The organism is Amycolatopsis suaedae (genome assembly GCF_004214935.1).
In the GTDB taxonomy this organism is placed as follows: domain Bacteria; phylum Actinomycetota; class Actinomycetes; order Mycobacteriales; family Pseudonocardiaceae; genus Amycolatopsis; species Amycolatopsis suaedae.
On record NZ_SFCC01000002.1, the window covers coordinates 199135 to 224093 of the forward strand.

At 67.4% G+C, this 24959-nt stretch carries 27 protein-coding genes; 12 read left to right on the plus strand and 15 right to left on the minus strand.

Translation table 11 applies throughout. From position 1 onward, the window contains the following. Window positions 1-4: 4 nt before the first annotated feature. The 5 genes from EWH70_RS04115 to EWH70_RS04135 all read left to right on the plus strand — a co-directional run bounded on the left by EWH70_RS04115 (window position 5) and on the right by EWH70_RS04135 (window position 4647). Complete coding sequence (locus EWH70_RS04115) at window positions 5-619, plus strand: ABC transporter ATP-binding protein (RefSeq protein WP_240686788.1); 615 nt, start codon at window positions 5-7, stop codon at window positions 617-619. After that, on the plus strand, window positions 616-1971 hold the full coding sequence (locus EWH70_RS04120) for a hypothetical protein (protein WP_130473878.1): 1356 nt from the start codon (window positions 616-618) through the stop codon (window positions 1969-1971). The genes EWH70_RS04115 and EWH70_RS04120 overlap by 4 nt, the downstream gene beginning before the upstream one ends. A 34-nt stretch (window positions 1972-2005) precedes the next feature. Beyond that, entirely contained in the window at window positions 2006-3670 is a 1665-nt protein-coding gene (locus tag EWH70_RS04125) for an EndoU domain-containing protein (protein WP_130473879.1), read from the plus strand. Window positions 3671-3678: 8 nt separating this feature from the next. Continuing rightward, window positions 3679-3972 carry a hypothetical protein gene (locus EWH70_RS04130; RefSeq protein ID WP_130473880.1) on the plus strand — a complete coding sequence of 98 codons (294 nt, stop codon included), beginning with the start codon at window positions 3679-3681 and terminating at the stop codon, window positions 3970-3972. 87 nt (window positions 3973-4059) lie between these two features. Then, on the plus strand, window positions 4060-4647 hold the full coding sequence (locus EWH70_RS04135; RefSeq protein ID WP_130473881.1) for an EndoU domain-containing protein: 588 nt from the start codon (window positions 4060-4062) through the stop codon (window positions 4645-4647). 567 nt (window positions 4648-5214) lie between these two features. Here EWH70_RS04135 and EWH70_RS04140 read toward each other — a convergent pair. Further along, window positions 5215-5478 (minus strand): helix-turn-helix domain-containing protein, encoded by a 264-nt coding sequence (locus EWH70_RS04140; RefSeq protein WP_130473882.1) that lies wholly within the window; start codon window positions 5476-5478, stop codon window positions 5215-5217. Window positions 5479-5650: 172 nt separating this feature from the next. Here EWH70_RS04140 and EWH70_RS35380 point away from each other — a divergent pair, with 172 nt between their 5' ends. After that, window positions 5651-5794, plus strand: a complete 144-nt coding sequence (locus EWH70_RS35380) for a hypothetical protein (protein ID WP_165436144.1) — start codon at window positions 5651-5653, stop codon at window positions 5792-5794. 6 nt (window positions 5795-5800) lie between these two features. Here EWH70_RS35380 and EWH70_RS04145 read toward each other — a convergent pair whose 3' ends face one another. Beyond that, window positions 5801-7411, minus strand: a complete 1611-nt coding sequence (locus EWH70_RS04145) for an alpha/beta hydrolase (RefSeq protein WP_130473883.1) — start codon at window positions 7409-7411, stop codon at window positions 5801-5803. Between the two features lie 102 nt (window positions 7412-7513). Beyond that, the gene (locus EWH70_RS04150; RefSeq protein ID WP_130473884.1) at window positions 7514-8374 is read right to left on the minus strand and encodes a septum formation family protein; all 861 of its coding nucleotides are present in this window, start codon (window positions 8372-8374) and stop codon (window positions 7514-7516) included. A gap of 162 nt (window positions 8375-8536) precedes the next feature. On the opposite strand from EWH70_RS04150, the gene EWH70_RS04155 reads away from it, so the two are divergent. Then, window positions 8537-8818, plus strand: coding sequence for a DUF3311 domain-containing protein (locus EWH70_RS04155; protein WP_130473885.1), 282 nt, complete (start codon window positions 8537-8539; stop codon window positions 8816-8818). Further along, the gene (mctP, locus tag EWH70_RS04160) at window positions 8815-10461 is read left to right on the plus strand and encodes a monocarboxylate uptake permease MctP (RefSeq protein ID WP_130473886.1); all 1647 of its coding nucleotides are present in this window, start codon (window positions 8815-8817) and stop codon (window positions 10459-10461) included. Before EWH70_RS04155 ends, mctP begins: the two co-directional genes overlap by 4 nt. Here the strand turns inward: mctP and EWH70_RS04165 are convergent. The 4 genes from EWH70_RS04165 to EWH70_RS04180 are packed head-to-tail and all read right to left on the minus strand — an operon-like array spanning window position 10458 to window position 13043. Further along, window positions 10458-11111, minus strand: a complete 654-nt coding sequence (locus EWH70_RS04165; RefSeq protein WP_130473887.1) for a hypothetical protein — start codon at window positions 11109-11111, stop codon at window positions 10458-10460. The genes mctP and EWH70_RS04165 overlap by 4 nt on opposite strands. Before the next feature lie 12 nt (window positions 11112-11123). After that, window positions 11124-12353, minus strand: coding sequence for an RNA polymerase sigma factor (locus EWH70_RS04170; RefSeq protein WP_130473888.1), 1230 nt, complete (start codon window positions 12351-12353; stop codon window positions 11124-11126). Further along, window positions 12350-12694, minus strand: coding sequence for a YciI family protein (locus EWH70_RS04175; protein ID WP_130473889.1), 345 nt, complete (start codon window positions 12692-12694; stop codon window positions 12350-12352). Before EWH70_RS04175 ends, EWH70_RS04170 begins: the two co-directional genes overlap by 4 nt. 1 nt (window position 12695) lies before the next feature. Next, on the minus strand, window positions 12696-13043 hold the full coding sequence (locus tag EWH70_RS04180; RefSeq protein WP_130473890.1) for a YciI family protein: 348 nt from the start codon (window positions 13041-13043) through the stop codon (window positions 12696-12698). Between the two features lie 85 nt (window positions 13044-13128). On the opposite strand from EWH70_RS04180, the gene EWH70_RS04185 reads away from it, so the two are divergent. Then, window positions 13129-13692 (plus strand): peroxidase-related enzyme, encoded by a 564-nt coding sequence (locus EWH70_RS04185; protein ID WP_130473891.1) that lies wholly within the window; start codon window positions 13129-13131, stop codon window positions 13690-13692. Here EWH70_RS04185 and EWH70_RS04190 read toward each other — a convergent pair. The 3 genes from EWH70_RS04190 to EWH70_RS35385 all read right to left on the minus strand — a co-directional run bounded on the left by EWH70_RS04190 (window position 13678) and on the right by EWH70_RS35385 (window position 15272). After that, window positions 13678-13941: a hypothetical protein gene (locus EWH70_RS04190; protein WP_130473892.1), complete on the minus strand. Its 264-nt coding sequence runs from the start codon at window positions 13939-13941 to the stop codon at window positions 13678-13680. The genes EWH70_RS04185 and EWH70_RS04190 overlap by 15 nt on opposite strands. Next, the gene (locus tag EWH70_RS04195; protein WP_130473893.1) at window positions 13935-14873 is read right to left on the minus strand and encodes a bifunctional helix-turn-helix transcriptional regulator/GNAT family N-acetyltransferase; all 939 of its coding nucleotides are present in this window, start codon (window positions 14871-14873) and stop codon (window positions 13935-13937) included. The genes EWH70_RS04190 and EWH70_RS04195 overlap by 7 nt, the downstream gene beginning before the upstream one ends. Window positions 14874-15122: 249 nt before the next feature. Continuing rightward, window positions 15123-15272, minus strand: coding sequence for a hypothetical protein (locus EWH70_RS35385; protein ID WP_165436135.1), 150 nt, complete (start codon window positions 15270-15272; stop codon window positions 15123-15125). A gap of 315 nt (window positions 15273-15587) precedes the next feature. On the opposite strand from EWH70_RS35385, the gene EWH70_RS04200 reads away from it, so the two are divergent. Further along, on the plus strand, window positions 15588-17147 hold the full coding sequence (locus EWH70_RS04200; protein ID WP_130473894.1) for a recombinase family protein: 1560 nt from the start codon (window positions 15588-15590) through the stop codon (window positions 17145-17147). Window positions 17148-17605: 458 nt separating this feature from the next. On the opposite strand, the gene EWH70_RS04205 is transcribed toward EWH70_RS04200, so the two are convergent. The 5 genes from EWH70_RS04205 to EWH70_RS04230 form a co-directional block, all read right to left on the minus strand. Continuing rightward, window positions 17606-19939 carry an FtsK/SpoIIIE domain-containing protein gene (locus tag EWH70_RS04205; protein ID WP_130473895.1) on the minus strand — a complete coding sequence of 778 codons (2334 nt, stop codon included), beginning with the start codon at window positions 19937-19939 and terminating at the stop codon, window positions 17606-17608. Continuing rightward, on the minus strand, window positions 19936-20739 hold the full coding sequence (locus EWH70_RS04210) for a hypothetical protein (RefSeq protein ID WP_240686789.1): 804 nt from the start codon (window positions 20737-20739) through the stop codon (window positions 19936-19938). Before EWH70_RS04210 ends, EWH70_RS04205 begins: the two co-directional genes overlap by 4 nt. Beyond that, a complete protein-coding gene (locus EWH70_RS04215; protein ID WP_130473896.1) occupies window positions 20736-21089 on the minus strand; it encodes a hypothetical protein in 354 nt (117 codons plus the stop codon). The genes EWH70_RS04210 and EWH70_RS04215 overlap by 4 nt, the downstream gene beginning before the upstream one ends. Next, on the minus strand, window positions 21086-21412 hold the full coding sequence (locus EWH70_RS04220; protein WP_130473897.1) for a WhiB family transcriptional regulator: 327 nt from the start codon (window positions 21410-21412) through the stop codon (window positions 21086-21088). The genes EWH70_RS04215 and EWH70_RS04220 overlap by 4 nt, the downstream gene beginning before the upstream one ends. Before the next feature lie 369 nt (window positions 21413-21781). Continuing rightward, window positions 21782-23233, minus strand: coding sequence for a helix-turn-helix domain-containing protein (locus EWH70_RS04230; RefSeq protein WP_130473899.1), 1452 nt, complete (start codon window positions 23231-23233; stop codon window positions 21782-21784). 325 nt (window positions 23234-23558) lie between these two features. Here EWH70_RS04230 and EWH70_RS04235 point away from each other — a divergent pair, with 325 nt between their 5' ends. Next, entirely contained in the window at window positions 23559-24020 is a 462-nt protein-coding gene (locus tag EWH70_RS04235; RefSeq protein WP_130473900.1) for an Imm1 family immunity protein, read from the plus strand. A gap of 514 nt (window positions 24021-24534) precedes the next feature. Continuing rightward, on the plus strand, window positions 24535-24744 hold the full coding sequence (locus EWH70_RS04245) for a hypothetical protein (protein ID WP_130473901.1): 210 nt from the start codon (window positions 24535-24537) through the stop codon (window positions 24742-24744). Window positions 24745-24959: the final 215 nt, after the last annotated feature.

Here is a 24959-nt window from a genome sequence, read left to right on the forward strand (position 1 = left end):
GGGCATGGGGGTGACCGCGAGAAACTTCGGGGTGCGGGCAGGCGACGTCTGGCTGTTTCGTGAGCTGGACCTGGACGTGCCGGCCGGTGAGTGCCTCGCACTCGTCGGGGAGAACGGCAGCGGGAAGTCGACGATCCTGCGTTGCCTGTACGGGATGCAGGTGCCGCTGGAGGGCACGCTCAGCGTCGCGGACAGGCAGCCGGACGAGCTGGACGTCGAGTTCCGGCGGGACGTCGCGGTGCTGTTCGACGACTCCGACCTGTTCGTCGAGCTGACCCCGGTCCAGCACCTCGAACTGCTGGCCGGCACGTTCGGGCTCGACCTCGACATCGGCGAGCTGCTGCGGGACGCCGGGCTCGACGAGCGGTCCGACGTCACCGCGGGCAGCCTGTCCGCCGGTCAGCGGCGCCGGCTGATGCTGCTCGGCGCCACCGCCCGGCCGTTCCGGGTGCTGCTGCTCGACGAGCCGGAACGTGCGCTGGACGCCGGTGGCAAGCAGTGGCTGACCGAGGTCGTCGGCAGGGCGAAGGACGCGGGTGCCGCCGTGGTCGTCGCCACCCATCATCCGCCGCTGCTTGAGGTTGCCGAGTCCGTCGTCGACCTGTCCGGTCAGCTGTGACGGACACGCTCACCCGCGTCCGGATCCCCGGTAGGCAGCGGTTCGCCGGGGTGTTCACCGGTGACACGCCGACGCTCGTCGCGTTGTTCGTCGTCGGCCTGCTGGTCAGTGCGTTCTACAAGCTGGCCTGGTGGCGGGGGTTCCTGCTTGGACAGTCCACACCGGACTCCGGTGGAGCGGCGGCGATGGTCGCGCTGGTGCTGGTGTTCTCGGCGCTGGCCGCGCGGTCGATGCTGCGCCGCGGATTCCTGTGGGCCGAGGCCGCTGAGTTGACCTGGGTCCACCTGGACCGGGTGCCGCGGCTGGGTGTCCGGCTCTGGCGGCTGTGGTTCGGCTGGCTGGTCGCGGTGGGATACGCGGGCACGCTGGCGACGGCGGTCTACGGGCTGGGTGCGGCGCTGTGGTCGGCCGGTGCCGCACTGCTCGTCGCCGGTTTCACGTTGACGCTGGCCGCGACCCGCAGACCGGGTGTGTTCGGTGAGCACGCAGGCCCGGTGGTGCTGGCGGGAGCGGGTCTGCTGGTCGCGGTCGCCGGACTGTCGGTGTTCTGGCTGTATGTGCTGGCCGGGGTGCTCGCGGTGGCGGCGGTCGTCCTGCTGTGGGGTTCCGGCGGACCGCTGCGGCCCGAGTCCGCGGCGCGGGCCGACCGGGCTCAGCTGCTGGAGAACTGGCGTGAGCGAGTGGTCCGTTCGGTCGCCGTCACGTTCCTGGATCCGATGCTGCTGCTGCCGTCGGGCCGCCCGATCGGTGGCCGCTCGCTACGGAAGGCGACCGTGCTGCGGTTCGCCTGGCTCTCGGTGCGTTCCCGTGCCCGCTACGCGACGTCCGCGGTGCTGCTCGCCGTGCTGGTCGTCATCGGGCACCGCGCGTTCCCCGCGTTCCCGGACACGGTGCTGGTCGCCGTCGGGATGTTCGTCGCGTTGATTCCGTTCGCCGGTGGCATCGGTGCCGTCTGGCGCAGCCCCGGTCTGCGCAGGTGGATCGGCGGGAAGGACCTGACGGTCCGTGCCTGGCACTCGCTGGTGTTCGCCGGGGTCGGTGCGGCGTGGGCGGTGGTCCTGCTCGGTCTCTCGCTGCTGGTGGCGGCCCCGTTGAGCCTCGCCGCGTGGCTGACCGTGCCGCTCGCGGCCATGGCCATCGGCCGCACGGCGACCCGCAAGCAGATGGACTACGGGAACGTGGCCGTCAGCGACACCCCGATGGGCCAGCTGCCGGTCGGCCTGGCCACGCAGGCGGTGCGCGGGCCGGACCTGCTGCTGGTCGGTGTCGTCCTGCTGACCGCGTGGCCGGGTCCACTGCTCGTGCCGACGCTGGTGGTCGCTGTTCTCACGCTGTGGAGTGCGCTGCGCTGAGTTGGTACGGTCACTCTGGGGATGGGGGTGAACCGTGACAGTTATCAAGGCTGGCTGGGAAGCTCTCACCGAGCGCGAGAGTGCGCTGGGTGAGGCAGGCCGAGCCTGGGACGCCGACTTCGAGGACCTCGAGTTCGGGCTGCGTGCTCTGCACGCGAGCTGGAAGGGACTAGGTGCGGACGCGTTCGGCCGCGCGATCGACGAGTGGCGGGCTGCGGCCGAGGAGATGCGCGAGGTGCTGCGCGACATCGAGCGCCGCATGGGCACGGTCCAGTCGAACTACGGATCGGCCGTGCGCTCAGCCAACGAACTGTGGGCCGGCGGCGGAGGGGCAGCCCCGGGAGCCTCCGGTGGTTTCGAGATCACCGTCGACAGCCTGCGGGAGACCGTCCGGACGATCGCCGATGTGCAGTTGGGGCTGGTCGCTGCCGTCGACCGGGCGACTGGGGCCTTGGCGGCCACGGGTGGAATGGTCGGCGACGCCCTTCTGGAGGGTTGGCGTGAGCCGTACGATCGGTGCGCCAAGGCGGTGTGCAACGCGGTGGGCGGTGTCGTCACTGTGCTCGGGGCGGTGGCGATCAGTCTGAAGGACACCGCCAATCGCTTCCTGGAGGCTGAGGAAGCCAACGGCGCGCCACCCGAGGAGCCGATTCCATTTCCGGGAACGCGGTCGGACTTCGAGATGGCGCCGCCACCCGGCAGTGGGGGCCAGGGACCGGAGCCGTTCGTTCCGGAGATTTTGGCTGGCTTCTGGCCGAATGCCCACCTCGACCGACTGTGGGGGGCTGCGGAAGCATGGCGGCAGCTGGGGTTCAAGCTCTTCGAGGCCAACCAGGTTGCGACACGAGCCTTTATGGCGCTCTCCGAGCAGAATCAGGGCGAGACGTTCAGTTTGATCCGTGGCTATTGGGGTGCGCTGTGCAGCGGCGAAAACTGCCGTCCTGACCTGCCGTTCGACTGTGCATTTGTGACGACGATGGCGATGGCGGGATCATGTAAGACCCTGGCCGACGCCATCGCTGAGGTCCAGCACGGTGTGGCGAATGCCGTCAACAATGCCACCGAGCAGCTGGAGGTATTCGAGCAGATCGCCATCGCGATGGACGCCCTGCTGACCCGAGGTGCATCGCAATGGGTGGTCAAAGTTGCCACGGCGTTCTGGGCTGGCGCTGATATGGCGGATTTCAGGCATGCCTACCTGGCCAATCTTCGTTCGGCGATCGACCAGCTTCCCACGGAGTACCAGAATGCGTTGAACTTGTTCGGCGATACGCACAAGAAGACCTTGGTCGAGGGCGGTCGTCTGGAACAGGTCGACGACGTGGTGATGGGAGAACTGCGTGGCAAGTGGGACGAGGTAGAAGGTGATCACCCCAGGCCTGACCAGATTCATATCACGCAAGATCGTGTGGTACATATTCTTGACGGTGACGGGCCCGGCCTAGGTGGCGGCCATCGACATGGGACAGGGAAGCCTGGTAAGACAGAATTTCCGGACGACTGGGACGATCCGCAGATAACCAATAATGTAGTCAGTGTTGCAAGGAATCCAGATTCTGTCGAACTGCAATCCAATGGACGGTACAAGCTCTCAGGAGTTCGAGATGGAGTGCACATCATTGTGATAGTCATGCCGGACGGCAGGGTATGGACCGCGTGGCCGCCTCCTCAACCTGGTATAACTAAGAACCCGAAGTAGGTGGAGATATGGCGGGGATCGACCTCGGTGCTGAAATGGAAGAATTGCTTACATCTATGGAAGATCGCTTGCCTGTCAAAGATGTAAGGTCGCTTCGGGAATTTTTGGAGGGCGGCGAAGAAGAGGAATTTGCGGACCTCATGCTGGCCAGTTTGGAACAGGGAAACATTGAGGTAAAGCAGGTGGAGCGGGGCCGTCTTCTGGCGATCGCTGACGTCTACCGAGAGGTGCACACGGTTGGGTATCCTTACCTCGTCCGCATTGACGAGATCGTCGAGGCATTGCCTGACGCGGGATCGTGAACCACCTTCGGGTACGGGTTCACCCGTCCGATGAAGGGGCAGCCGACAGTAGTGCGGAGTAGTCTGCTCGCGCCGGAAGGAGGCACCGTGGGTGGTGGACACGCACCGGGCAAGGGACGAAGAGCGACCACCGAGTTCCCCGTCGGCTGGACCGACGAGCGGATTCTGAGCACCGTCGTCGACGTCGCCAAGAATCCGGACGAGCGACCCCGCCGACTACGCAACGGGCGCTGGCGCACCGCCGGCGTCCGCGACGGCGTCGAGATCGTCGTCCTCATCGAGCAGAACGGCCAGGTCCACATCGCCTACCCGGTCGGCGGCACCGGCGTCGTGCGCAATCCGGACACGGCCCGCGATCCGGCCCATCCGACGGTCGCCGACCTGACCGACGGCCGCGTCAGCTACTTCGCCGAGACGCTGTTGTCCCAGCTGTCCGACCGCATCCCGCCCGACGACCTGGCGCACTACCGCAGCCTGCACCACTCCGGGGAGTGGGAGGAGCTGGTCGACGTGCTGGCGGCGCACCTGTCGGCGCAGGACGTGGTGCTCACCCCGGACGAGCTGGCCGACTTCACGCGGCTGATGAACAGCTACGACATCCCGCGGCCGGGCTACAACTTCCTCAACGACAGGGACAACATCCTCGGCCTCCTGCGACCGCGACGCCTCGTCTGAAGTCCCAAGCACGTGAAGGCCACCTTCATTACGTGAGACGTCAGGGCCCCGGCAAAGTCCGGGAGTCGTGGTGGTGCGGGAGCGTGGAGTTCGCGTGCCGGAGCGTGGGACTCGCGTGCACGACGGTGGGACTCGCGGGTCCGGATGGTGAGTGTCGTGTTCGGGAACGCGAATGACGTGTTCAGGAACGCGAAACTCGCGTTCCGGCCCGGCAGGGCCGCGCGAGCGGCCCGTTCGGCCAGGCGAGGACGGGTTCGTCCCGCGATCTGGAATCGGCGTGCCGGGCGGTGGGACCAGGTGGACGGGAACGTGCGACTCGTGGGTCCGCAACGGTCGACTCGCGGGTCGGGAACGGAGGACTCGGCGACCGGCCCGTTCACGCGGCGATCGGCACGAGGTGAGAACCGGCGTCCACATCGTGAGTTCTGCGCTCACGCACGCGAGTTCCGCACTCCGGCCCGCGAGTTCTGCGTTCGAACGCACAGAGCCCGACTGTGCCGGGGCCCTGGCGTTTCACCTAATGAAGGTGGCCTTCACGAGCTTGGAGCCCGCGCCACCGCCGGAACGTCAGACCGCCTGCTCCAGCGGCGCGGCCTCGACGGCGCGCCGCAGCAGGTCCAGCGGCAGGTCGACCGCGTCGGCGATGGCCGCGACAGTGAAGAACGCCGGGGTCGGGATCCGGCCGGTCTCGATCTTGCGCAGGGTTTCCACGGAGATCCCCGCCCGCGTGGCCACCTCCGCCATGCTGCGCGCGCCCCGCGCCTCACGCAGCACCACGCCCAGTCGCTCGCCCCGCTCGCGTTCGGCTTCGGTCAACGGCACACGCACCATGGAACCAATAGTAATACCACTCGTACCCGACACTTGCCCACAGCCTGTGGACAACTCTGTGCACAGGCTGTGGGCAAGTGAAATGCAACTGAACGGATCGGGTCCCCCGTGCGTCTCAGTCAGTGACGGTGGTCACCGAGGCCGCTGCGGACAGCGCACGAGGAGGTAGGTCATGCTGCTCGCCGGAATCGCGATGCTCGTCCTCGCGCTCGGCGCGGTCCTGCTGGTCCTGGTCAGCGGGATGTTCGGCGACGACGAGGTGGAAACGAAAGAGAGCCCCGCCGAGCCGAGGCTCGACGGGGCTCTCGCCCGCTAGCGGAAATCAGGCGCCGGGCGGCACCGGCAACGGCAGGCCGGGCAGGCTCTGGTCGTTCGGGACGATCCCGTCCACCAGGTAGCGCTCCACCACGTTGTCCACCGGCGCGTTGCCGCCGGCGTAGATGCCGTGGTCACCCTCAGCGGTGACGGTGATCATCCGCGAACCCTGGAACGCCCGGTGCGCACGCTGCGCACCCTCCAGCGGCGTCGCCGGGTCGTTCACCGACTGCACGATCAGCACCGGCGGAACGCCCTTGCCGTCGACCGTGGGCAGCGGCATCGGCTGGTTCTTCCAGAAGATGCACGGCTGGATCAGCCAGCCAGCGCCCAGCAGCGGCAGGTCCTGGTCGATCAGCCGCTGCGACTGCCGGATGACGCTGTTGCGGTTGGCGTTCCACGGACCCTCGTTGCACGGGATGGTCCAGAAGCTGGCGTCGTAGGCGTCGTCGTAGTCGGTCGGCACCATCAGCGGCTGCGGACCGATCACGTCGCTGTCGGCCTGCTCGGCCTTGACCTTCTGCTTCGCGGCGACCTTCTGCTCGGCCGTCGTGGAGCCCTCTGTCAGCGTGCGCACGGCGACCAGGTACTCGGCCAGCACCGGGAAGTTCCGCTTGGCGTAGAGGTAACCCGGGATGGTCGAGTCGAACTTGGCCGCGCTGACCTTCTCGCCGTCCAGCTCCACCGGGTTCTGCGTGAGCGCGTAGCGGACCTTCTCGTAGGTCTGCCGCGCGGCCTCACCGGTGGCGCCGAAGTGGTAGACCGAGTCGTACTTGGCCATCCACGGCAGAAAGTCCTCCCGCCAGCGCCGCTCGAAGCCCAGCGGCTGCCAGTCGAACGACTTCTGCCAGGTGGTGGTGAACTCGGTCGCCGAGTCCAGCACGAACCGGCCGACGTGGTCCGGGAAGCGGGTCGCGTAGTGCGCGCCCATCCAGGTGCCCGCCGAGTAACCGACCCAGTTGATCTTGTCGCGCTTGAGCAGCACGCGCAGCAGGTCGATGTCCTTGGTGGTCTGGTAGGTGTTGATCAGCGGGCCCAGCTCGCCGGACTTCACCTGGCACGAGTTCGCGGCGTACCGCGTGGCGTCCAGGATCAGGTTCAGGTTGGCGCGGTTGCGGTCCCTCGGGTCGAGGTGGCTGCCGGTGCCGATGGCACCGCCGCAGGTGATGTTGGTGCTCTTGCCGGTGCCGCGCGGGTCGAAACCGACGATCTCCTGGCTGGCACGCAGCTTGGCCTGGTTGCGCAGCCGGGTCGGGAACGCGCGGCCGGGCGCACCCGGGCCGCCGGGGTTGGTGATGACGCTGGCGGTCGCCTCACCGCCGGTCGCCTTCAGCCTGCTGACCGCGATGGTCAGGTCCTGCTTGTCGTCGGCGCGGTCCCAGTTGCGCGGGGTCCGGTACGTCGCGCACTCGATGTCCTCGGCACCCGGCGGCGGCGCCGACGGCAGCTCGCCCTCCCCGCAACGGTGCCAGTCGAGGACCTGGTCGGCGTAGCGGGCCGGAATGTTCGTCGAGTTGAGTGGCGGCGCGGCCGCCGGCTGGGCAACGGCAGGCGCCACGCCGGCCAGCATCCCACCCGCCAGCGCCGGAATCGCCACGGCGAGGCGAAGTTTTTTCATTTATTGACCCCTTGCTATCCGTTTTCTCGGCTCCCCGACCGCACGATCAAACTCAGGAAGTCCCTCGGTGGACAACAGACGTTCGTCGGGTAGACCAACCCGTTATCTGGGCAGCGGTGCGTTGCCGATGCCCTTGAGCTGCCGCGTCACCGGGGCGTCCACCTGGGCGAAGCAGGTGACGTTGGTGTAGCCCTGCGCCCACTCCTGCTGGCTCGGCCAGCGCCACGCGGCCAGCACGTCGGACCGCGTCGACGTGCCGAGGTAGTTCACCAGCGCCTGGGTGCACTTCGGCCGCGCGGCGGCGTTGAACTGCTCCGGGCTGGGGATCGGGTCGGTCGGCTTGCCCATCGGCACGACGGCCAGGCCTTCCGCGACGTGCGGTCCGGCGCAGTCGACCCGGGCGACGGCCGCCTCCTGCGGCTTGACCGACGAGCACGCCTGGAAGGCGTAGAACCCGTCGCCGGCCAGCGCGCCGCGGACCGTTCCCGCGCGCATCATGGCCTTGTTGTCCGGGGTGAGCTGCGCGATGCCGCACCGGTACCAGCGGTTGCCCGCTTGCCAGTCCTGCTCGCTGGCCCACAGCATCCACGCCGCCAGCGTCGTCGCGTCGTACGCGTCGCTGCCCAGGTACCGCGCCGCCTCGGCACGGCAGTCGGGCAGCGCGGCCTTGAAGATGTCCAGCTGCGGCGGCCGGGTCGCGGGCAGTTCCATCGGGAACGTGCCGCCCTTGGTCACCTCGACCGTATGTGGCTTCGTGCAGTCGATCGGTGTCAGGCTGTCACCGGCGACGCACTGCCCTGCCTCGGGCAGGCCGGGACGCCCGGACGTCGGGGTGGCAGGCGCCGACGGACTCGGCGGAGGTGGGGGCGGCGCTCCGGCGACGGCACGCCCGCTCACCTGCGTGGTGCAGGCGGCGAGCGTGGTCACCACCAGCGCGGCCATCACCACGTGCGACAGTCTCATCACCGCTCGCACTCCTCACCCCCGATCGCTCGCGCTGACCTTACCTACCGGTTCGATCAAATCGACACAGGACGGCGTGACGGGACCGCCCCGAGGTTCTAGGGTCTACGCGATCTAACGCGTCCCTGCCCAGGGCGTGACCGGAAACGTTGGTGAGGCCGCATGTCGTCAGGCAAGCACGGTGGCAGGGCGACCGGGCTGGTGTTCAGCCCGTGGAACCTGCTGCTGATCATTCCACTGTGGATCGTGATCACCCCGTTGTTCAACTTCGAGGGGCCCGCCCTGTTCGGGTTGCCGTTCTTCTACTGGTTCCAGTTCGTGGGAATCGTGATCGGCGTGGTCAGCACCTCGCTGGTCTACCTGGCGACGAAGAACAAGCCGACCGTCGCGCCCCGTACGCCTGAGCACGACGTGGACGAGCTGGACGAGGGGAGCGCCCGGTGAACGAGATCCAGTGGCCGGAGCTGATCATCTTCGCCCTGCTCTTCCTGGTGGTGACCGTCCTCGGGTTCGTGGCGTCCCGCTGGAAGGCAGGCGAGACCCTGGACCACCTCGACGAGTGGGGCCTCGGCGGCCGCAAGTTCGGCTCGTGGATCACCTGGTTCCTCATCGGTGGTGACCTCTACACGGCCTACACGTTCGTCGCCGTGCCCGCGCTGATGTTCAGCGCCGGCGCGATGGGCTTCTTCGCCCTGCCCTACACGATCCTGGTGTACCCGCTGGTGTTCCTGCCGCTGCTGCGCCTGTGGTCGGTGTCGCGGGCCCGCGGTTACGTCACGCCTGCCGACTTCGTGAAGGGCCGGTACGGCTCGAAGGTGCTGGCCACCCTCGTCGCCATCACCGGCATCGTCGCCACGATGCCCTACATCGCGCTGCAGCTGGTCGGCCTGGAGGCCGTGCTGCGCACCATGGGCTTCAACGAGGCAGGCTTCCTCGGCCACCTTCCGCTGCTGATCGCGTTCATCATCCTGGCGGTCTACACCTACCAGTCCGGCCTGCGCGCGCCCGCGTTGATCGCGTTCGTCAAGGACATCCTGATCTACGTGGTCATCCTGGTCGCGGTGATCTACCTGCCGCTCAAGCTGGGCGGCTGGAGCGAGATCTTCGGTGCCGCCGACGCGAAGTTCGACGCGACCCCGTCGCCGAACGACGGCATCCTGCTCAACTCGAACAACCAGCTGCAGTACGCCACGCTGGCGCTCGGTTCGGCACTCGCGTTGTTCCTCTACCCGCACTCGGTCACCGGCGTGCTCGCCTCCCGCGGCCGCAACGTGATCAAGCGGAACATGTCGGCGCTGCCCGCCTACTCGCTGCTGCTGGGCCTGCTGGCCCTGCTCGGCTACGTGGCCATCTCCGCCGGCACCAAGGCGCTGACCAACAACGCCACCGGCAAGCCGGACACGAACACGGTCATCCCGGTGCTGTTCGAGCAGCAGTTCCCGGCCTGGTTCGCCGGGATCGCATTCGCCGCCATCGGCATCGGCGCACTGGTGCCCGCGGCGATCATGTCGATCGCGGCGGCCAACCTGTGGACGCGCAACATGTACAAGGAGTTCATCAAGCCGGACGCCACCCCGGTGCAGGAAGCCAAGCAGGCCAAGCTCGCATCGCTGATCGTGAAGTTCGGCGCGGTCGCGTTCATCCTGTTCATCGACCCGCAGTTCTCGATCGACCTGCAGCTGATCGGCGGCGTGATGATCCTGCAGACGCTGCCCGCCGTGGTCATCGCGCTGTACACCAGGTGGCTGCACATCTGGGGCCTGGTCGCCGGCTGGATCGTCGGCATGGGCTGGGGAATGCTGCTGCTCTACAACATCCCCAACCCGGCGACCGGCAAGGCGCACTTCGGCGGATCGGCGCTGACCCTGGACAAGCTGAACCTGTTCGGCTGGCAGCCGTTCCCCGGCTCGCAGGTCCAGATCTACGTCGGCATCGTCGCCCTGGTGGCGAACCTGGTCGTGGCGCTGGTGGTGACGGCGATCGTCCGCCGGTTCAAGGTGTCCAACGGCACCGACGACACCGACGACGCCGACTACCACGTCGACGAGGGCGACAAGGACCTCCGTCCGGTCGCCGCACCGCACTAGCCGGACGTTCGCGGCGGCGGCGGTGCCAGCGCCGCCGCCGCGGACACCAGGTACAGCACCAGCCCGTTGAGCAGGTGCCACAGGAAGTGCGTGCCCGGCGGGAAGCTGCCGCAGACACTGTGGTCGGCGGTGCGCAGCGCGAGCGAGGCGCCGAAGACGCCGCCGGTCACCGCGAACCGCGGCCACCATCGCCGGATCTCCGGTCTGCGTGACGCCGCCAGCAGCCCGGCGAACACGAACAGGCCGATCAACGCGGGCAGGTACGTCCCGCCGATGCCGAGCAGTCCGAACGCGACGGTCACGGCGAGGAAGGCGGGCGCGGCCAGCCAGGCGTAACGCCACCGCACGTCGAGGAACAGGCGCGTGAACGCGGCCGCGTAGAACAGGACGAACACCAGGATGAACCCGGTGTCCGCGGCCCCGGCCCACCGCGTCGCCAGGGTGTGGAACGCGCTGCTGGCCAGGAAGATCAACCCGAGCAGGACCGAGAGGGTCCTGGTGATGCGCGGGTGCGCGCTGCGCCCGGCCAGCCGCCAGGTCGCCACCGTGGCGACGAGGAACGACAGGTTGCTCACGGCGTTCAGCGGTTCGGCCCAGAAGCCGGGCGCCAGCCGCTCGCAGTAGCCGTCGACGTAGGCCGTCCAGTCCACGCGGCGTGTCTATCAGCCCGAGGTGAACTCCAGACGTCGTTCGATAAACCTTCGCTGAGGCTCTGAGCAGGGCAGTTCCAGTGCCCGCCGGTAGCACTCGGCCGCCTTCCGCGGCTCGTCCGCCCGCAGCCACAGCGCGCCCAGCGCCGCGGGCAGCAGGACGTACCCGGCGAGCCGGGGATGCCCGGTCAGCTTCTCCAGCTCGGCGATCCCGGCCGCCGGACCGTCCACCATGGACACCGCGATGGCCCGGTTGAGCCGGGCGACCGGTGACGGGTGCAGCTCGATGAGCTGGTCGTAGAGCGCGACGATCCGCGCCCAGTCGGTGTCCTCCGGCTGCTCGGCGGCCGCGTGACACAGCGCGATGGCCGCCTCGACGTGATACGCCGACAGCTCGGGACCGGTGCACGCGGCGGCGAACAGCCGGGTGCCCTCGCCGATCATCGCGCGGTCCCAGCGGGTGCGGTCCTGCTCGTCGAGCAGCAGCAGGTCACCGGAGGAGTCGGTGCGCGCGGGCAGCCTGCTGGCCTGCAACAGCATCAACGCCACCAGGGCACGGGCCCGCGGGGTGTCCGTGCGACGGTCGGTGAGCAGCAGCCTGCCCAGCCGGATCGCCTCCCCGCACAGCTCGCCGCGGACGGCCGCCTCGCCGCTGGACGCGTCGTACCCCTCGGTGAACAGCAGGTAGAGCACGGCCAGCACGCTGTCCACCCTGGACTCCAGCTCGGTAGGCGAGGGCAGTTCGAACGCCTGACCGCTGGCGGCCAGCCAGCCCCGCGCCCTGGTCAGCCGCCGCGCGACGGCCGCGGGTTTGGCGAGCAGCGCGGCGGCGATCTCGCCGATGCCGAGACCGCCGACGGTCCGCAGCGTGAGCGCCACCTGCGAGGACATCGACAGTTCGGGGTGGCAGCACAGCAGCATCAGCGCCAGCTCGTCGTCGGTGCCCTGCCGGTCGGTGGTGACGTCCAGCTCGGCGAGCATCGGCAGCTTGCCGCGCAGGGTGTTCTCCCTGCGCAGGAGGTCGACGGCCCGGTTGCGGGCGGCGCGGAACAGCCAGCCCCGCGGGTTGTCCGGCACGCCGGCGTGCGGCCACGTCCGCAGCGCCTGCTCCACCGCGTCGGCGACCGCCTCCTCGGCGAGGTCGAGCCGTTCCGGCCCGAGGAACCGGGCGAGCGTGGCGGTGATCCGCCCGGCGCTGTGCCGGAACAGATGCGCCACCAGCTCGCCCGGCTCCGCGCTCATTCGAGGACCACCTCACGGACCTCCAGCGGCCCGAACTCTAGGTGCGGGTGATCGGAGAAGATCCGGACGGCCTCGTCGTAGTCGGCCGCCTCGATCATCGCCCAGCCGCCGACGACCTCGCTGGCCTCGGCGAACGGCCCGTCGCTGACCAGGACGTCGTCCTCCTTGCGGCGCAGTACCCGGGCGGTCTCGTTGAGACCGGCGCCGGAGACCATCCGGCCCTGCGCACGCAGCTTCTCGTCCCACTCGCCGTAGCGGGCCATCGCCTCCTCGGCCGTCTTCGGATCGGCCCACACCGGGTGATCCTCCCCGCCGATGGCGAACCCCACGTACTTCGGCATCTCAGTCCTCACATCCCTTTTCGCCGATCTTGCGGATCTCGATGGGCCCGTAGGCAAGGTGCGGGTGCGTGCCGAAGATCCGCTCGGCCTCGTCGAGGTCGGCCGCGGCGATCTCCAGGTACCCGCCGACGATCTCGGTCGCCTCGGTGTGCGGCCCGTCGGTCGTTTTCAGGCCGTCCCGGAGCACCCTGCCGCTACGGGAGAGCGGGTTGCTGCCGGTCAGCACCCCGTCCAGCCGGGCCTTCTCGCTCCAGTTCAGGTAGTCCTCCAGCAGCTGCTGTGCCTCGGCAGGTCCCAGGTGGGCCTGCGCGTCGCTGGTGGACCGGAGCATTCCGACATATCTGGGCATCTCGTCCTCCACTGCCTCTGTGGTCGGTGTTCGGAACGGAGACGAACGACGACACCGCAACCAGGACACCCGTAGCGTGGACAGCATGACCGAAACGAGCAGGTTCGGCGTGGTCGAACCGGACGAACTGCCCGCTGACCTGGCCGAACGTGTCTCGGCGATCGCCGAGAAATCCGGCTTCGTCCCGAACATCTTCCGTGCGCTCGGGCACCGTCCGGCCGAGCTGCGGGCGTTCCTCGACTACCACGACGCGTTGATGGACAAGTCCGAAGGACTGAGCAAGGCCGAGCGGGAGCTGGTCGTGGTGGCGACGTCGGGCGCCAACCACTGCACCTACTGCGTGGTCGCGCACGGCGCCATCCTGCGCATCCGGTCCAAGGATCCCGAGCTGGCCGACCGGGTGTCGAGCAACCCGTGGCAGGCCAAGCTGGACGCGCGCGGCCGCGCCATCGTCGACCTCGCGCTCGCGCTGGCCCAGGACTCGGCCCGGTTTGGTGACGAGCACGTGTCCGCCGCGCGGGCGGCCGGCCTGACCGAGGACGAGATCTGGGACGTCGGGGCCATCACCGCGTTGTTCGCCATGTCGAACCGGCTGGCGCACCTCACCGCGCTGCGCCCGAACCCGGAGTTCTACTCAATGGGGCGATAGCCGCGGCCACAGCGCCAGCAGACGCGTCCACCAGCGGCGCGACGTGCGCAGCCAGCACGGCCTCGTGTCGAAGACCCTCGGGTCGACGCGCGGAGTGAACGACTCGCCGGTCAGCACCACGAGCTGGTGCCCGCGCGGGCAGGTGCTGGTCACCGAGATCAGGCCAGGTGCGAGGTTGTGCACCCACTCGACCTCGTCGATCCCGACCAGCATCCGCCGGTCGCACACCGCGCAGTACCCGACTAACACGGCGGGAACTCCAGTCGCCAGGTTTGCCAGACCAGGCGGTGACCGAAGTCGTCGCTGGGGTTCTGGTCGATGAGCTGGAAACCGGCGTCCTGGTAGAGCTTGCGGGCAGCGGCGAGCAGGTCGACGGTGAGCAGTTCCATGGCCGTGTAGCCGTGGCTCCTGGCGAACTCGACGCACTCGGTCACCAGCCGTCTGCCGACGCCGTAGCCACGGGCGGTCGGTTCGACCAGCAGCAACCGCAACTTGGCGGTCTGCTCGTCGGAGCCGCGGACGCAGGCGATGCTGCCGACCCGCTCGCCGTCCAGTTCGGCGATCCAGACGGCTTCGCGCCGCGGGTCGTGCTGCTCGACGTAGTCGGCGACGATCTTGGCGACCATGGCCTCGAAACCGGCGTCCCAGCCGTACTCCCTGGCGTAGATGTCGCCGTGCCGCTGGACGACCCAGCCCAGGTCGCCCGGTCGCGGCGGGCGAAGGACCAGCGTCGGCCGCTCCTCGCGGCCGGCCACGACGTCGGTGATGGTGGCCATGGCACGCAGCAGCCGCTGCTGCTGGTCCTCGTCGAAGCGGCCGAGCAGCGAGCTGATGTTGCTGACACTGCGCTGGTCGAGGATGCGGAACGCGGCGCGGCCGTGCTCGGTCAGTTCGACGACCTGGCGGCGGCCGTCGTCCGCGCAGCGGCTGCGGGCGACCAGGCCGCGGGATTCGAGCCTGCCGAGCAGGCGGCTGGCGTACCCGGGGTCGAGGTCGAGGCGTTTGCGCAGGTCGGGGACGGGGGTGCGGTCCCGGCGGGACAGCTCGAACAGCACCCGCGCCTCGCTCAGCGAGTACTCGGCGTCGGCGGGGCCTTCGTCGAGAACCCCGATCACACCCGTGTAGAGGCGGTTGAACGCACGCACGGTGGATACGCGTTCGGCCAGATCGACGTTGTTCATTGACCCGCTCCAACAAGTTCGTTGACTGAGTCAATGATCAGGTCACAGGTCGGCCGAAGGCAAGTCATTTTCTCGCTGCGGCGCCCTGAACAGGGCAGACATATGGAAACCCCGTGATGCTGCCAGGTCGGGGGTCCGCCAGCATCACGGGGTCATACGGGGTATCGACGGCGCCTTCGGCTGCGTTACACCCCTGGCTTGATGTGTCCTAGGTCACTCGTTTGGGTGAAAATCACCCGCCGAGGACCGTCAGCGCATGGTGGTCTGACGGGCCTGGGCGATGGCGATGAGCTCCTGACGAACAGTCGCGGTGGCCGCGGTGTCGATCGCCCGGTTCAGCGCCCGGCGAGTACGAGCCTCGGCGCGGCGGGCACGGAGCTTGGCGGCGATGTTGTTCATCGGTTCTGGCATCCCCTTCGGAGGTCTTTGGTCTTGCTCGGTGGCTGTGCTTCTAGTATGCACCTTTTTTCACAAGGTTGCCAACGATTATCCGGTGATGTGGCACACCAGCCGATGAATCATCGGCAACATCGAGCTGAATCCGGCCAGATTAGGTGTCACCGCTCACTCTCGCGGCGTATGCCGTAATATCGCGATTTCGCTAGAAAGCTGTAGCGACAGCTAGCCGCCGACGCCGTGCCCGGCAAAGTCCGGGTGCTGTGTGCCCCCAATGTGGCATTGGCGACCCTGCTTTTGTGTACATACTCTTGAGGCATGGGTGCCGACAACGAGGTTAATGCAGGTCAGGGCTCCGACCGGCCGTTGGTGCTGGACTCCTACGGCCGGTTGTCGAAGAAGCCGGACACGGGCGAGTTGGAGAAGGTTGAGGACCAGTGGGCCGATAACCGCGAGGTCATCGCCGAGATTCCCAACGCGGTGTTGGGGCTGGAGTTGGCCGACGGGATGTCGGCGTGGCGGCGTGGTGCCCGGCGTAAGGACTGGGAGAAGCTGCTAGCGCGGGTGGAGTCGGGCGAGTCGCAGGGTGCGGTCATCTGGCACACTGACCGGCTGTTTCGGCAGCCGCGTGACCTGGAGAAGCTCATCGAGTTGGGCGAGAGTGGCTACAAGATCTACTCGGCTCATGGCACCCGGGATCTGTCCAACCCTGACGACCGGTACGCGTTGCGTATTGAGGTCGCGCAGGCGTGTAAGTCCTCGGATGACAAGTCGCGTCGCATTCGGCGCCGGTTCAAGACGAAGCGCAAGCAGGGTCGGGCATATCTGGGGGGTCCGCGTCGGTTCGGCTGGCCGGGCAAGGAGGCGTTGTGGACGCCTGGTCCCGGCGAGTCTGAGGAGGATCGGCCGGATGTGGCGCCGGAGAAGCTGGAGGGCGAGCGGGAGGCCATCCGGACGGGGACGGATGCGCAGCTTGCCGGGATCGGGTTGGGCACGATCGCGGCGGAGTGGAACGCGGCAGGTGTGCGGTCGGTGAACGGGAATGAGTTCGTGCCGGTCACGGTGCGGGCTGTGCTGGAGCGTCCGGCCAACGCTGGGCTGATCGAGTACGAGGGCAAGCTTGTCGGGCGTGTCGATGGTGAGCCGATCGTGGACCCGGAGAAGTTCAAACGGCTGCGTGCGCTGTACGCGGGTCGTCGGCGGGGACGGAAGTCCGGCGAGACGGGACAGACCTACATCGGCACGGGGATTCTGCGGTGTGATTGCTGCGGTATGCGGCTCACGGCTCGCAAGCAGGCGCCCAAGACTTACCCGGACGGCACGACGCGGGCGACCTACTACTGCGCCAAGCACCGGCGCGGCTGCGGCAAGGTTTTCGCGGACATGCGGGCCGTGGATAACGCGATCATGCTGTTCACGGTGGCCCGGTTGTCCGACCCCCGGCGCGCGGCGGCTGTCACGGCGGCGCGGACCCGGCACAGTGAGCGTCTGGACGCGGTGGAGAAAGAGATCACGTTGTGCACCTCGTTGCAGGCCGCGTTGTCGGACCGGCTGGGACGTCGGCAGATGACGTTGGAAGCGTTCGACGCGGCCAACGAGCCGTTAGTCGCTGATCTTGCCCGGCTGACCGCAGAGCGGGAAGAACTGGAGAAGGTTTCACCGACCGGACCGGGGCAGGCCGCGAGCAAGGATGCTCTGATCGCGGAGTGGACCGCTGACGCGACCACTGTTGCCGACAAGCGCGCGATGTTCCTCAACGCTCTGGGACGGGACCGCATGACGATCGCACCGAGCAGCCGGACGGGGAAACGGACATTCGACAAATCCCGGATCAAGGTCATCCCGGCCGCAGAGCTGATCACGGCGGACAAGGAGTAACGTCCTGTCGCAGACTGATGCGCCCCCGGTCACCTCGTGACCGGGGGCGCGTCTGTACGGCAGGCTCCTTACGGTGAGCGTCGCCGTTGGTCGATCCTGCGGAGCACGGTCGCGGCTCCGTTGATCTGCTCATCGGTCATAGGTGGCAGCGCGGCCACGATCTTCGCCCAGTAGTTGAAGTCGTCGGCAACGGTGGTTGCCGCCGGGGTTCGGGGGCGCGGTACCGGGTGGTCGGCCGTGGTGTCGTCGTTGCCGGGGTCTGTGGGTACTCCGTCGCGTTCTGTCCGGTGCCGGTAGTCGGTGTCATGGTCACTGGCCTTTCGTGGGTGTCGTGCTGGGGTCGGTTGTGGTTCAGGTGAGCTGGGATTGGTCAGGGTGATCACCTCCCCTCGACCGGGTTGTTGGGGAGCGCGGGGAACGGCCGAACGGGGTCGGCGACACCCCCGGTTTCCGGTGGTTCAGTCGGCGTCGCGGGTGGCGCTTCCCCGCCTCCCCACGCCCGGTTTGGCCTGGTCATCGGGGGGATGTTGGCCGGGGGGCGTGGCGGGGAGGACTCCCCGGCTCCCCGGCTGTTCCCCGTCCGGCTCCCCGGTCTCATCCTCGGTGTCGCGGCGGGTCAGCGCGGCTGTCACGTCGGCGGCGTGCACGGTCATCACGCCGTGGGACTTGCGCGCGGTGATGCCGTGTTCGGCCAGCATCGCGGCCAGTGCGGCGAAGGACCAGGCTCCGTAGTGCTCCGGGTTGGCCTCAGCCAGCCGCGCCAGCACGTGTTGCGTTCGTACCCGCTCGTCACCGGCCATGACGTCGGCGAGGTCGGCGAGCGTGTCTACCTCGACCGGCCCGGCCGCCTCGATCTCGCGTCGTGCGCTGGTCTCGATCGCGCGGCCCGCTTCCTCGATCAGCGCCATAGCGCGCGCAATGACCGGGGTCACGTCGTCGGCCCCATCCTCGAACGGGACGTAGAACGTGCGGACCAACTCGAACGTCTCATCAGTGATGCCGACGGCTACGCAGGTTCCCCGATCGGTGTTGATGCGTAGCTCCGTCGCCCGGATACCGGCCGCGTACTTGCCCGACCCCAACAGCCCGTCGTTGGCGACCTGATCGGCCACGGAGAACGCGGCACCGCAGGACACGTTGCGGGTGACCTCCCGGGGGATGCTGTCCTTGGTCGGCGACTGTGTGGCCAGTAGCAACGTGATGCCGTACTTGCGGCCGCGTTTGATCAGCCGCACGGCCAGCTCCGCGGCTTTCTTGCCGTAGCTGGGATGCTGGAACAACTCGTGACACTCGTCGATCCCACACACCAGCGGGTGCAGCCCCAGGGCGCGCTTGTCGGCGAGCTTGCGCGACACCTTGGGCGGCCGGCCCGGCTGCTCACCCAAGATCTTGCCGCGTCGCTCCATTTCGGACAGCAGGTCCGCCAACGCTTGTGTCGCGGCTTCGGCAACGCTGTCATCCATCCCCATCCGGTAGCGGGACAAGCGCGGCGTGAACGGGTCGAAGTCCGGGGACTCGCCCATGACGAACACCCACAGTTCGGCCGTCGGGTCGAGCGCCGCACCGAGCAACAAGGTTCGCAGGGCAGCGGACTTGCCTTGGCCGGGTCTGCCGCCGATCAGCCAGTTCACCCCGATCAGCGGGGCGTTGATGACCAGTCCACGTTGCGACAGCCCGAACGGCACCCCGTCGAACAGGTCGACCTGTCCCTCATCGGCCAGCGGCCACTGTCCGGCGCCGCCCCGAAGCACGCCCTTGTCAGCGATCCACAGATCGAGGATGCCGTCTTCGTCGCCCTTAGTGGGCCACGTTTCCAGCGACGCCCTGCCCAGGTTGGCGGCCAGTTTGGACCGGCGCGCGGCCACCATGTCCGCTGTCACGCCCAGCGGTAACCGAATCTGGGCGAAGGTGCCATCACCGTCCTTGCGAGCGGCCACGGTGTAGACCAGCTCACCACCGTCCCGATAGAACCGGTCCAGCGGGCCGATTCCCAAGTGTGCCAACGCTTTGGAGATCATCCGTTCGTCAATCCACGAATCAGCGTCGTCCCGGTCCGGCTGGACCAGCCATCCCGCACCCGGCGTACCGTCCCGCCCCTCGAACGCGGCAGCCACCGCCCACAGCACCGGCACCGTCCACAGCAGCACCGGTACCGCGGCCGTCAACGCCGACCACACCGTGTCGAGTGCCGCGTAGACCTCTGCCAGCCACGTCCACATCGCTTTCCGATCCATCAGGGAATCAGCCGCCCACAGCACCACCGCGACCGGCGCGACCACCCGCAGCGTGATCACGATCCGCTGCAAGGCGATCCCGAGCTTGGCCCACCGTGCCCGGGCGTCCGACCGGATCAACTCCTGTGCCGTCCGCCGTGCTTCGGCGTCCCCGGCCAGCCGCGCCCGCCGCGCGTCGGCCCGCAAGTCGGCGTAGGTGGCCCACTCCCAGAACTTGACCAGCCACCGCCAATGCCCCCGCACCACGAACCACGCCAGCCGCGCCACGTCGGCCGGGGCCTTGCGCACCCGGTAGGCGGCCACTGAACGCGCCCGCACCGCCGGGCCAGACTGCCAGCCCCGGCCGACCAATCGAGCCAGCCACAGCGGCACTCGGGGCGCGTACCGCCACCACCGCGTGATCCGCTGCCGCAGCGTGCGGCGGCGAGGCTGGGGCAACGTGTCGTCGACAAGCTCCCCGTCCAGGATCGGGCCGACATGCTCCACATCGGTCCCGCCGTGCTTGGCCACGGTCCCCGGGTCCGTGCGCCGGGCGTCTTCCCGCTGCTCGTCGGTCATCGACGCACCCCCTCACCGGTGGTGGCCAGCTCCTCGGCGAGCGTCCTCGCCAACCGCGACGACAGACCCCGTGAACACGAGGTGACCTCACGCACCCACGCGGGGGTGACCTCCACCCCCGGCGTCCACGCGCGCCGGGCGTCTGCCAAGTAGTCGGCGAACAACTTGCGCCGGGCACCCGGCGCCCCAGCCGCGTCGGCGTCCACGTCCGCGTCCGCGTCCGCGTTCACGGGCGCCGGACACGGTTCATGGACAGCCACGGCCGTCACAGCGGACGTGGTGATCACGGCCGCGCGGGTGACTGCCTCGGTGAGCTTGTCCCGCAGGTCCGTAATCGCCTCCACCGCAGCGAACACGACCAGCGGCGGCACCGAGTGCAGCACCACCCCGGCGGGTGAGCCGGCCACCCAGGACTCCCACGTGTTCATGACGTAGGTCGCCGAGAGTGTGAGCCACTTCGCCAGCCGCACCGACCGGCCCGTCCGCACCCGGTACCGGGCCGTCACCTGCTCTGCCCGCAGGATCGCGACCAGGACCAGTGACACCGTGGGGTCCAGCACCCACGCGGTCAGCCACGGCAGCGACCACGCTGCGGCACCCTCAGCGGCGAACCGCTGAACGTTGGCCGCCGTAAACGCCAACCCCAGCAGGATGCCCGTCCAGCACAGCCGTTCCACCTGCCGCCGCACGCGCTCCACCCACGCGGCCACATCACCGTTGCGGCCCTCCGAGTCCCGGCCCGGCCCTGGCAGCGTCCGCGCCGGGGCCACGCCGTGTACGCCGTCGTTCACCGCGTTCATCGGCGTTCACCGCCCCGGCGGTAGTGCCGCCGACCCGTCGTCGTGCCGTCCGGCGGCGTCAGCGTCAACGCCCGTGTGAGCACGTAGGCCGCGATCAGGTCCGGCAGGGCCAGCACCACGATCAACAGCGTTGGGTTGCCCGGGTTGGAGATGACCAGCCACTGAACGCCGACGAACGCGGCGGCCATCAACAACACCCGGCCCGTCAGCGACACCGCCCGCGCACCGGCCCGCGCCGCGTCCGCCGCACGCTTGGCTTTGCGCGATCCCGCACGCCACACCATGAACACCACGACCAGCACCGCCACCCCGGCGACAATCTGTGTCGGGCTCAGCGTCACGCCGTTCATCGGGCCTCACGGCCCCGGCGCCGACGCCACACCGGATACAGCTCCCGCCGGTCCGTGTCGCTCATCGCGCCCCACACACCGGTCGTGTCCGGGCCGTGTGTGCGCAACTCCAGTTCAAGACACTCGTTCATCACCGGGCAGCCGCCACACATCCGCGCGGCCAACTCCCGATCCGGCGTGTCCTTCCCGGTCAGCTCCGGCATCGCCGAACGGTCGAACGCCCAGAAACACAACCCGTCCCGTGTTACAACCTCCGCTAGCACGTCGTCAGGCGCCCCGGCGTACCGGTCGAGCTGTTCGGCAAGCTCCTCCCAGCGGTTCATCGCACATCACCACCGGCAAGCACGCGCTGCACGTCCGCGACCGGAATCGCCACCCGAGACCGCCGCCGCACCGCCCGTAGCAACCCCACCCGGATCGCCCAAGAAACGCGGGACTCAGAAACACCCAGCAGCCACGCAGTCTGCCGGATTGTCAGAAACACCGAAGATCCGGCGTCACAGAATTCCGTGTAACTCATTGTTGATTGCCCTAACTCTTTGGCTGCGACTCGCGGGACTGCGAACCGCTGCCATCAAGTAGGCCGCCGATCTGGAGAATCAACTATGCGCGCTTAGGCATACAAAATCCTCTGGGCGAATACGCCTAGGTCGGAAACATTGGGACGCGCATGAATATTCTGAGAAAGAATATTATGTGCTCGAAATATTCTCGCCTGGAATGTTGAGCTTCGGGGCGCGCTTGATGTCGGCAAGCACCTCGCGGAAGTCAGCGCCTGCGCTGGCGCCGTAGGTGTCAAACTCCCGCTCCAGCTCGGTCGACACCATCAGCAGGGAGGGACGACTCTGCCGACCACTCTGGAGAGCCTGCAGCCCCAGGGCGGTCGCTTCTTCCAGGTCGCCGCGCCGTGCTGCGATGACGGCAAGCGTGAGCTGAGCTTCGGCCGTACGCATGGGGGACGTGAGGACACCCTCGGAGTTGACGCCGCGTCGGATCACCTCGTGCGCGTTGCGCTCCGCGAGCTGGTCCTCGCCTACGATTCGGTAGGTGTCCATCGCGTAGAAGTCCCACTTATCCGGGTCCACTACGAAATGGTTTTCCGGCCGTTCGGGATACGGGAGACGGTCAAGCAGTGCGCGGCCCCGGTCTAGAGCTTGGTGGACTTCTTCCGCCCTGCCCATACGCGCGTACGCTTTGGCCTGCTGCCCGTAGAGTTGGACCGCGACCGAGTGCGAGGGTGCCGCCCCTGCGCCTGTTTCGGCCGCGTTGATTACCGCCCGGTAATTTCCGGAGGTTAGGTGGAACCAGGCGGACATTTCGTGAGCCCAGCCGATAATTCCGGCGTCGCCTGACTCTTGCCCTAGTTCCATCGCCATGCGCCGGGTGGCTTCTGCCGCCCGAACGTCGCCCATGTCATTCTCAAGACATCCCACGAGCAACGCCAGCATTCCGGCCTTGTTGAGAATGTCTCGGTGCTGAGCGAGTGTCAGCCGGTTGTTGAGTAGCTCGGTCATTTTGCCAAGCCACTCCTTGCCGCTTTTCATCAGCTCACGCGCATCCGCGTGCGAATATTCGCAGCAAAGTTGTTCTACAGTAATGTCGAGAGCGTCGATTGTCGACGAGTCGATAGCAGAGGCGCGCACGCGCCGTAGCAATTCCAATGTGTCCATACCAGTGTTGGCCACGAGAATTGCATCCTTGTCGGGAACGACCAAACCATTTCCCGATCCCAGCTCACTGCCTGCGCTTACGTCCTGCGCCCGTCGGGTTATCCGGAGGCGGCTTTGCCCGGGAAAATCGAACCAGAGTAGATGTTGCGGCAAGTGAAGAATCCTGGCGTAATTCCTGAGCGTTTCAAGATTCTGTTCCGGCTTACCGTTCTCCAACTTACTAACCTGCGCCTGCGTGAGGCCAAGCCAGCGCCCAAGAAGCTCCTGATTGAGAGCCTTGCCGAACAACTGAAGATGACGCGGATGATTTCTGTACGCCTTGAAGACCTTACCGATGTGCTGGCTCTCGAACGCAGCCCGGAACTCGTCCGTTTCGAAAAACTCGTCTCGCAGTTGCGCGGGAGGTGTACGAAGCTGGTCGCGTTGCTCGCGGTGGCAGCGACTACACAACCGAGCGGTGTTGTCGGCAGCCAACTCGATTCCGCAGCCTTTACAGCGTCGGCCCGGCGCGCGGCTCGTGCGTCGCGCGCTGCCGCCTGCACTCATCCCGATTCCCCTGTCGATCACGCCTTCCGACCTATCAGACCAGCCTACCCAGGGCAGCCACGTCCGGCCAGATCTCGGACCGGAAAACCGCCCATGACCTGCTGATATGCCAACCGCGGCATGCCCCATTCCCAGCGCGGCATAGACGGAATGGTCGCAGAGCGTGAGCGTGGTCGCAAGGCAGGACCGGGACACCAGATGCGAAGTCTGGCGAACCGGACGACCCACCCGACCTGGGAGAGACTTCCCCCGAGTGAACGGCGACATCCGGGACATGCTTGTCACAGCATCGCTCACGACCGGCGTGGCGAAAGTCGCGCGGGGAATGCATGCGGCAACCAGATTGGTCGACGAAATTCTTGCAACAAATCACGTGGACTGGGAAACAACACTCGCCGTTGGCGACGTCGAATTCCATCGAACCAAGGATGGCCCGTTTCCCAACCATCAATTCCGTGTCAGCGTTCGCCCTTCGGCTGGCCTCGCGGCGCTGAACTACATGGATCACGACGACGCGAAAATGCCTATCGCGAACTCGTTCAACCCCAAACGTCCCCTGCCGGAACTGGACCTCATCTTTAACGGCACAACGGGCGCCGTCTTCCCCAGAAGCGCCGCAATCCCCATCGCTGACACTCGCAGGGCACTCATCGAATGGCTAGGCACGCGAAAACGGCCATCCTGCATCGAATGGCGACCCTATGACATGTACTAGCGCACTCGACGTTAGGGCCTTTGTGAAATGCCTACGCAGGCAAGCTAGTAGGGCGATTCGCGCCGCGCGGCTTGTGAAGTAGACGACTGTCGGACGGCGAATGGAGCGACTGTGACCGGTGCACTTGCGGACACCCCGCTGATGGACAGGAATGTCGGGCGGCACTCTCGGCGACGCCTGCAGCAGAGCCGGGCTACCCGCCTGACTGTGAGTGACACAGACGCGGCCGTTCGACCAGCTCCACGTTTCCGTCCACCAGCTTATGAATGGCACGCGTTCATTGACGGATTGGCCCATTGGTACCTCGTAGTGCAGTTGGATTCCGACTGGCCTCCGCTACTCATGCCGAAATGCGAGGAAGGGCAGCGTTTCCCGCGTCGGCACGAGCGCGAGAACGTGACAAGCTGGCCTGTGCGCCCTATTCCCGGCCGAACCTGCCTGGGTTGCGAGCGTCTCGCCCTGAGGTCGACTCGGGAAGCCCTTCACGAGCAGGGCTTTATTCTGGAGGTGCCGCGTGCACGAACGCGATAGAGAATTGCTCGCGAGAATGGCCAGCGTCAACCGCGCGATGGGCGATATAACGCTGCGACTTCTTCACGTGCAAACCCGAGACGACGAATACGAACAGCACCTACGACAACTCGGTAAACGCCTCACCGAGCTCGGCAAAGATTTGGTCGAACGTGCCGACGAGATCGGCCACGTCATTGAAATCGATCCCTAACTCCCCGGTCGACGCCGCTGCATTCATTCGCGCCGCGTCGACCGGGGCACCACAGCCCCCAATCCGGCGTCAACGTCACCGCCCGGCTTTTTCACCGTTTTCCCGGGAGAACGGAATCCAAGGCGTCATCACGTGCATGCCCCGTAAATATGATGCCTGCGCCGGATTGGGTCCCACACGCGACCAGTTCGTGAGAACTGTCTGGGCTCCACGGA

Coding starts and splice junctions, on each gene's coding strand:
- EWH70_RS04195 (WP_130473893.1), bottom strand. CDS start 14,873: ATGAACAACGTCGATCTGGCCGAACGCGTATCCACCGTGCGTGCGTTC.
- EWH70_RS04185 (WP_130473891.1), top strand. CDS start 13,129: ATGACCGAAACGAGCAGGTTCGGCGTGGTCGAACCGGACGAACTGCCC.
- EWH70_RS04210 (WP_240686789.1), bottom strand. CDS start 20,739: ATGAACGCGGTGAACGACGGCGTACACGGCGTGGCCCCGGCGCGGACG.
- EWH70_RS04115 (WP_240686788.1), top strand. CDS start 5: ATGGGGGTGACCGCGAGAAACTTCGGGGTGCGGGCAGGCGACGTCTGG.
- EWH70_RS04140 (WP_130473882.1), bottom strand. CDS start 5,478: ATGGTGCGTGTGCCGTTGACCGAAGCCGAACGCGAGCGGGGCGAGCGA.
- EWH70_RS04175 (WP_130473889.1), bottom strand. CDS start 12,694: ATGCCGAAGTACGTGGGGTTCGCCATCGGCGGGGAGGATCACCCGGTG.
- EWH70_RS04130 (WP_130473880.1), top strand. CDS start 3,679: ATGGCGGGGATCGACCTCGGTGCTGAAATGGAAGAATTGCTTACATCT.
- EWH70_RS04155 (WP_130473885.1), top strand. CDS start 8,537: ATGTCGTCAGGCAAGCACGGTGGCAGGGCGACCGGGCTGGTGTTCAGC.
- EWH70_RS04150 (WP_130473884.1), bottom strand. CDS start 8,374: ATGAGACTGTCGCACGTGGTGATGGCCGCGCTGGTGGTGACCACGCTC.
- EWH70_RS35380 (WP_165436144.1), top strand. CDS start 5,651: ATGCTGCTCGCCGGAATCGCGATGCTCGTCCTCGCGCTCGGCGCGGTC.
- EWH70_RS04220 (WP_130473897.1), bottom strand. CDS start 21,412: ATGAACCGCTGGGAGGAGCTTGCCGAACAGCTCGACCGGTACGCCGGG.
- EWH70_RS04145 (WP_130473883.1), bottom strand. CDS start 7,411: ATGAAAAAACTTCGCCTCGCCGTGGCGATTCCGGCGCTGGCGGGTGGG.
- EWH70_RS04215 (WP_130473896.1), bottom strand. CDS start 21,089: ATGAACGGCGTGACGCTGAGCCCGACACAGATTGTCGCCGGGGTGGCG.
- EWH70_RS35385 (WP_165436135.1), bottom strand. CDS start 15,272: ATGAACAACATCGCCGCCAAGCTCCGTGCCCGCCGCGCCGAGGCTCGT.
- EWH70_RS04200 (WP_130473894.1), top strand. CDS start 15,588: ATGGGTGCCGACAACGAGGTTAATGCAGGTCAGGGCTCCGACCGGCCG.
- EWH70_RS04170 (WP_130473888.1), bottom strand. CDS start 12,353: ATGAGCGCGGAGCCGGGCGAGCTGGTGGCGCATCTGTTCCGGCACAGC.
- EWH70_RS04205 (WP_130473895.1), bottom strand. CDS start 19,939: ATGACCGACGAGCAGCGGGAAGACGCCCGGCGCACGGACCCGGGGACC.
- EWH70_RS04180 (WP_130473890.1), bottom strand. CDS start 13,043: ATGCCCAGATATGTCGGAATGCTCCGGTCCACCAGCGACGCGCAGGCC.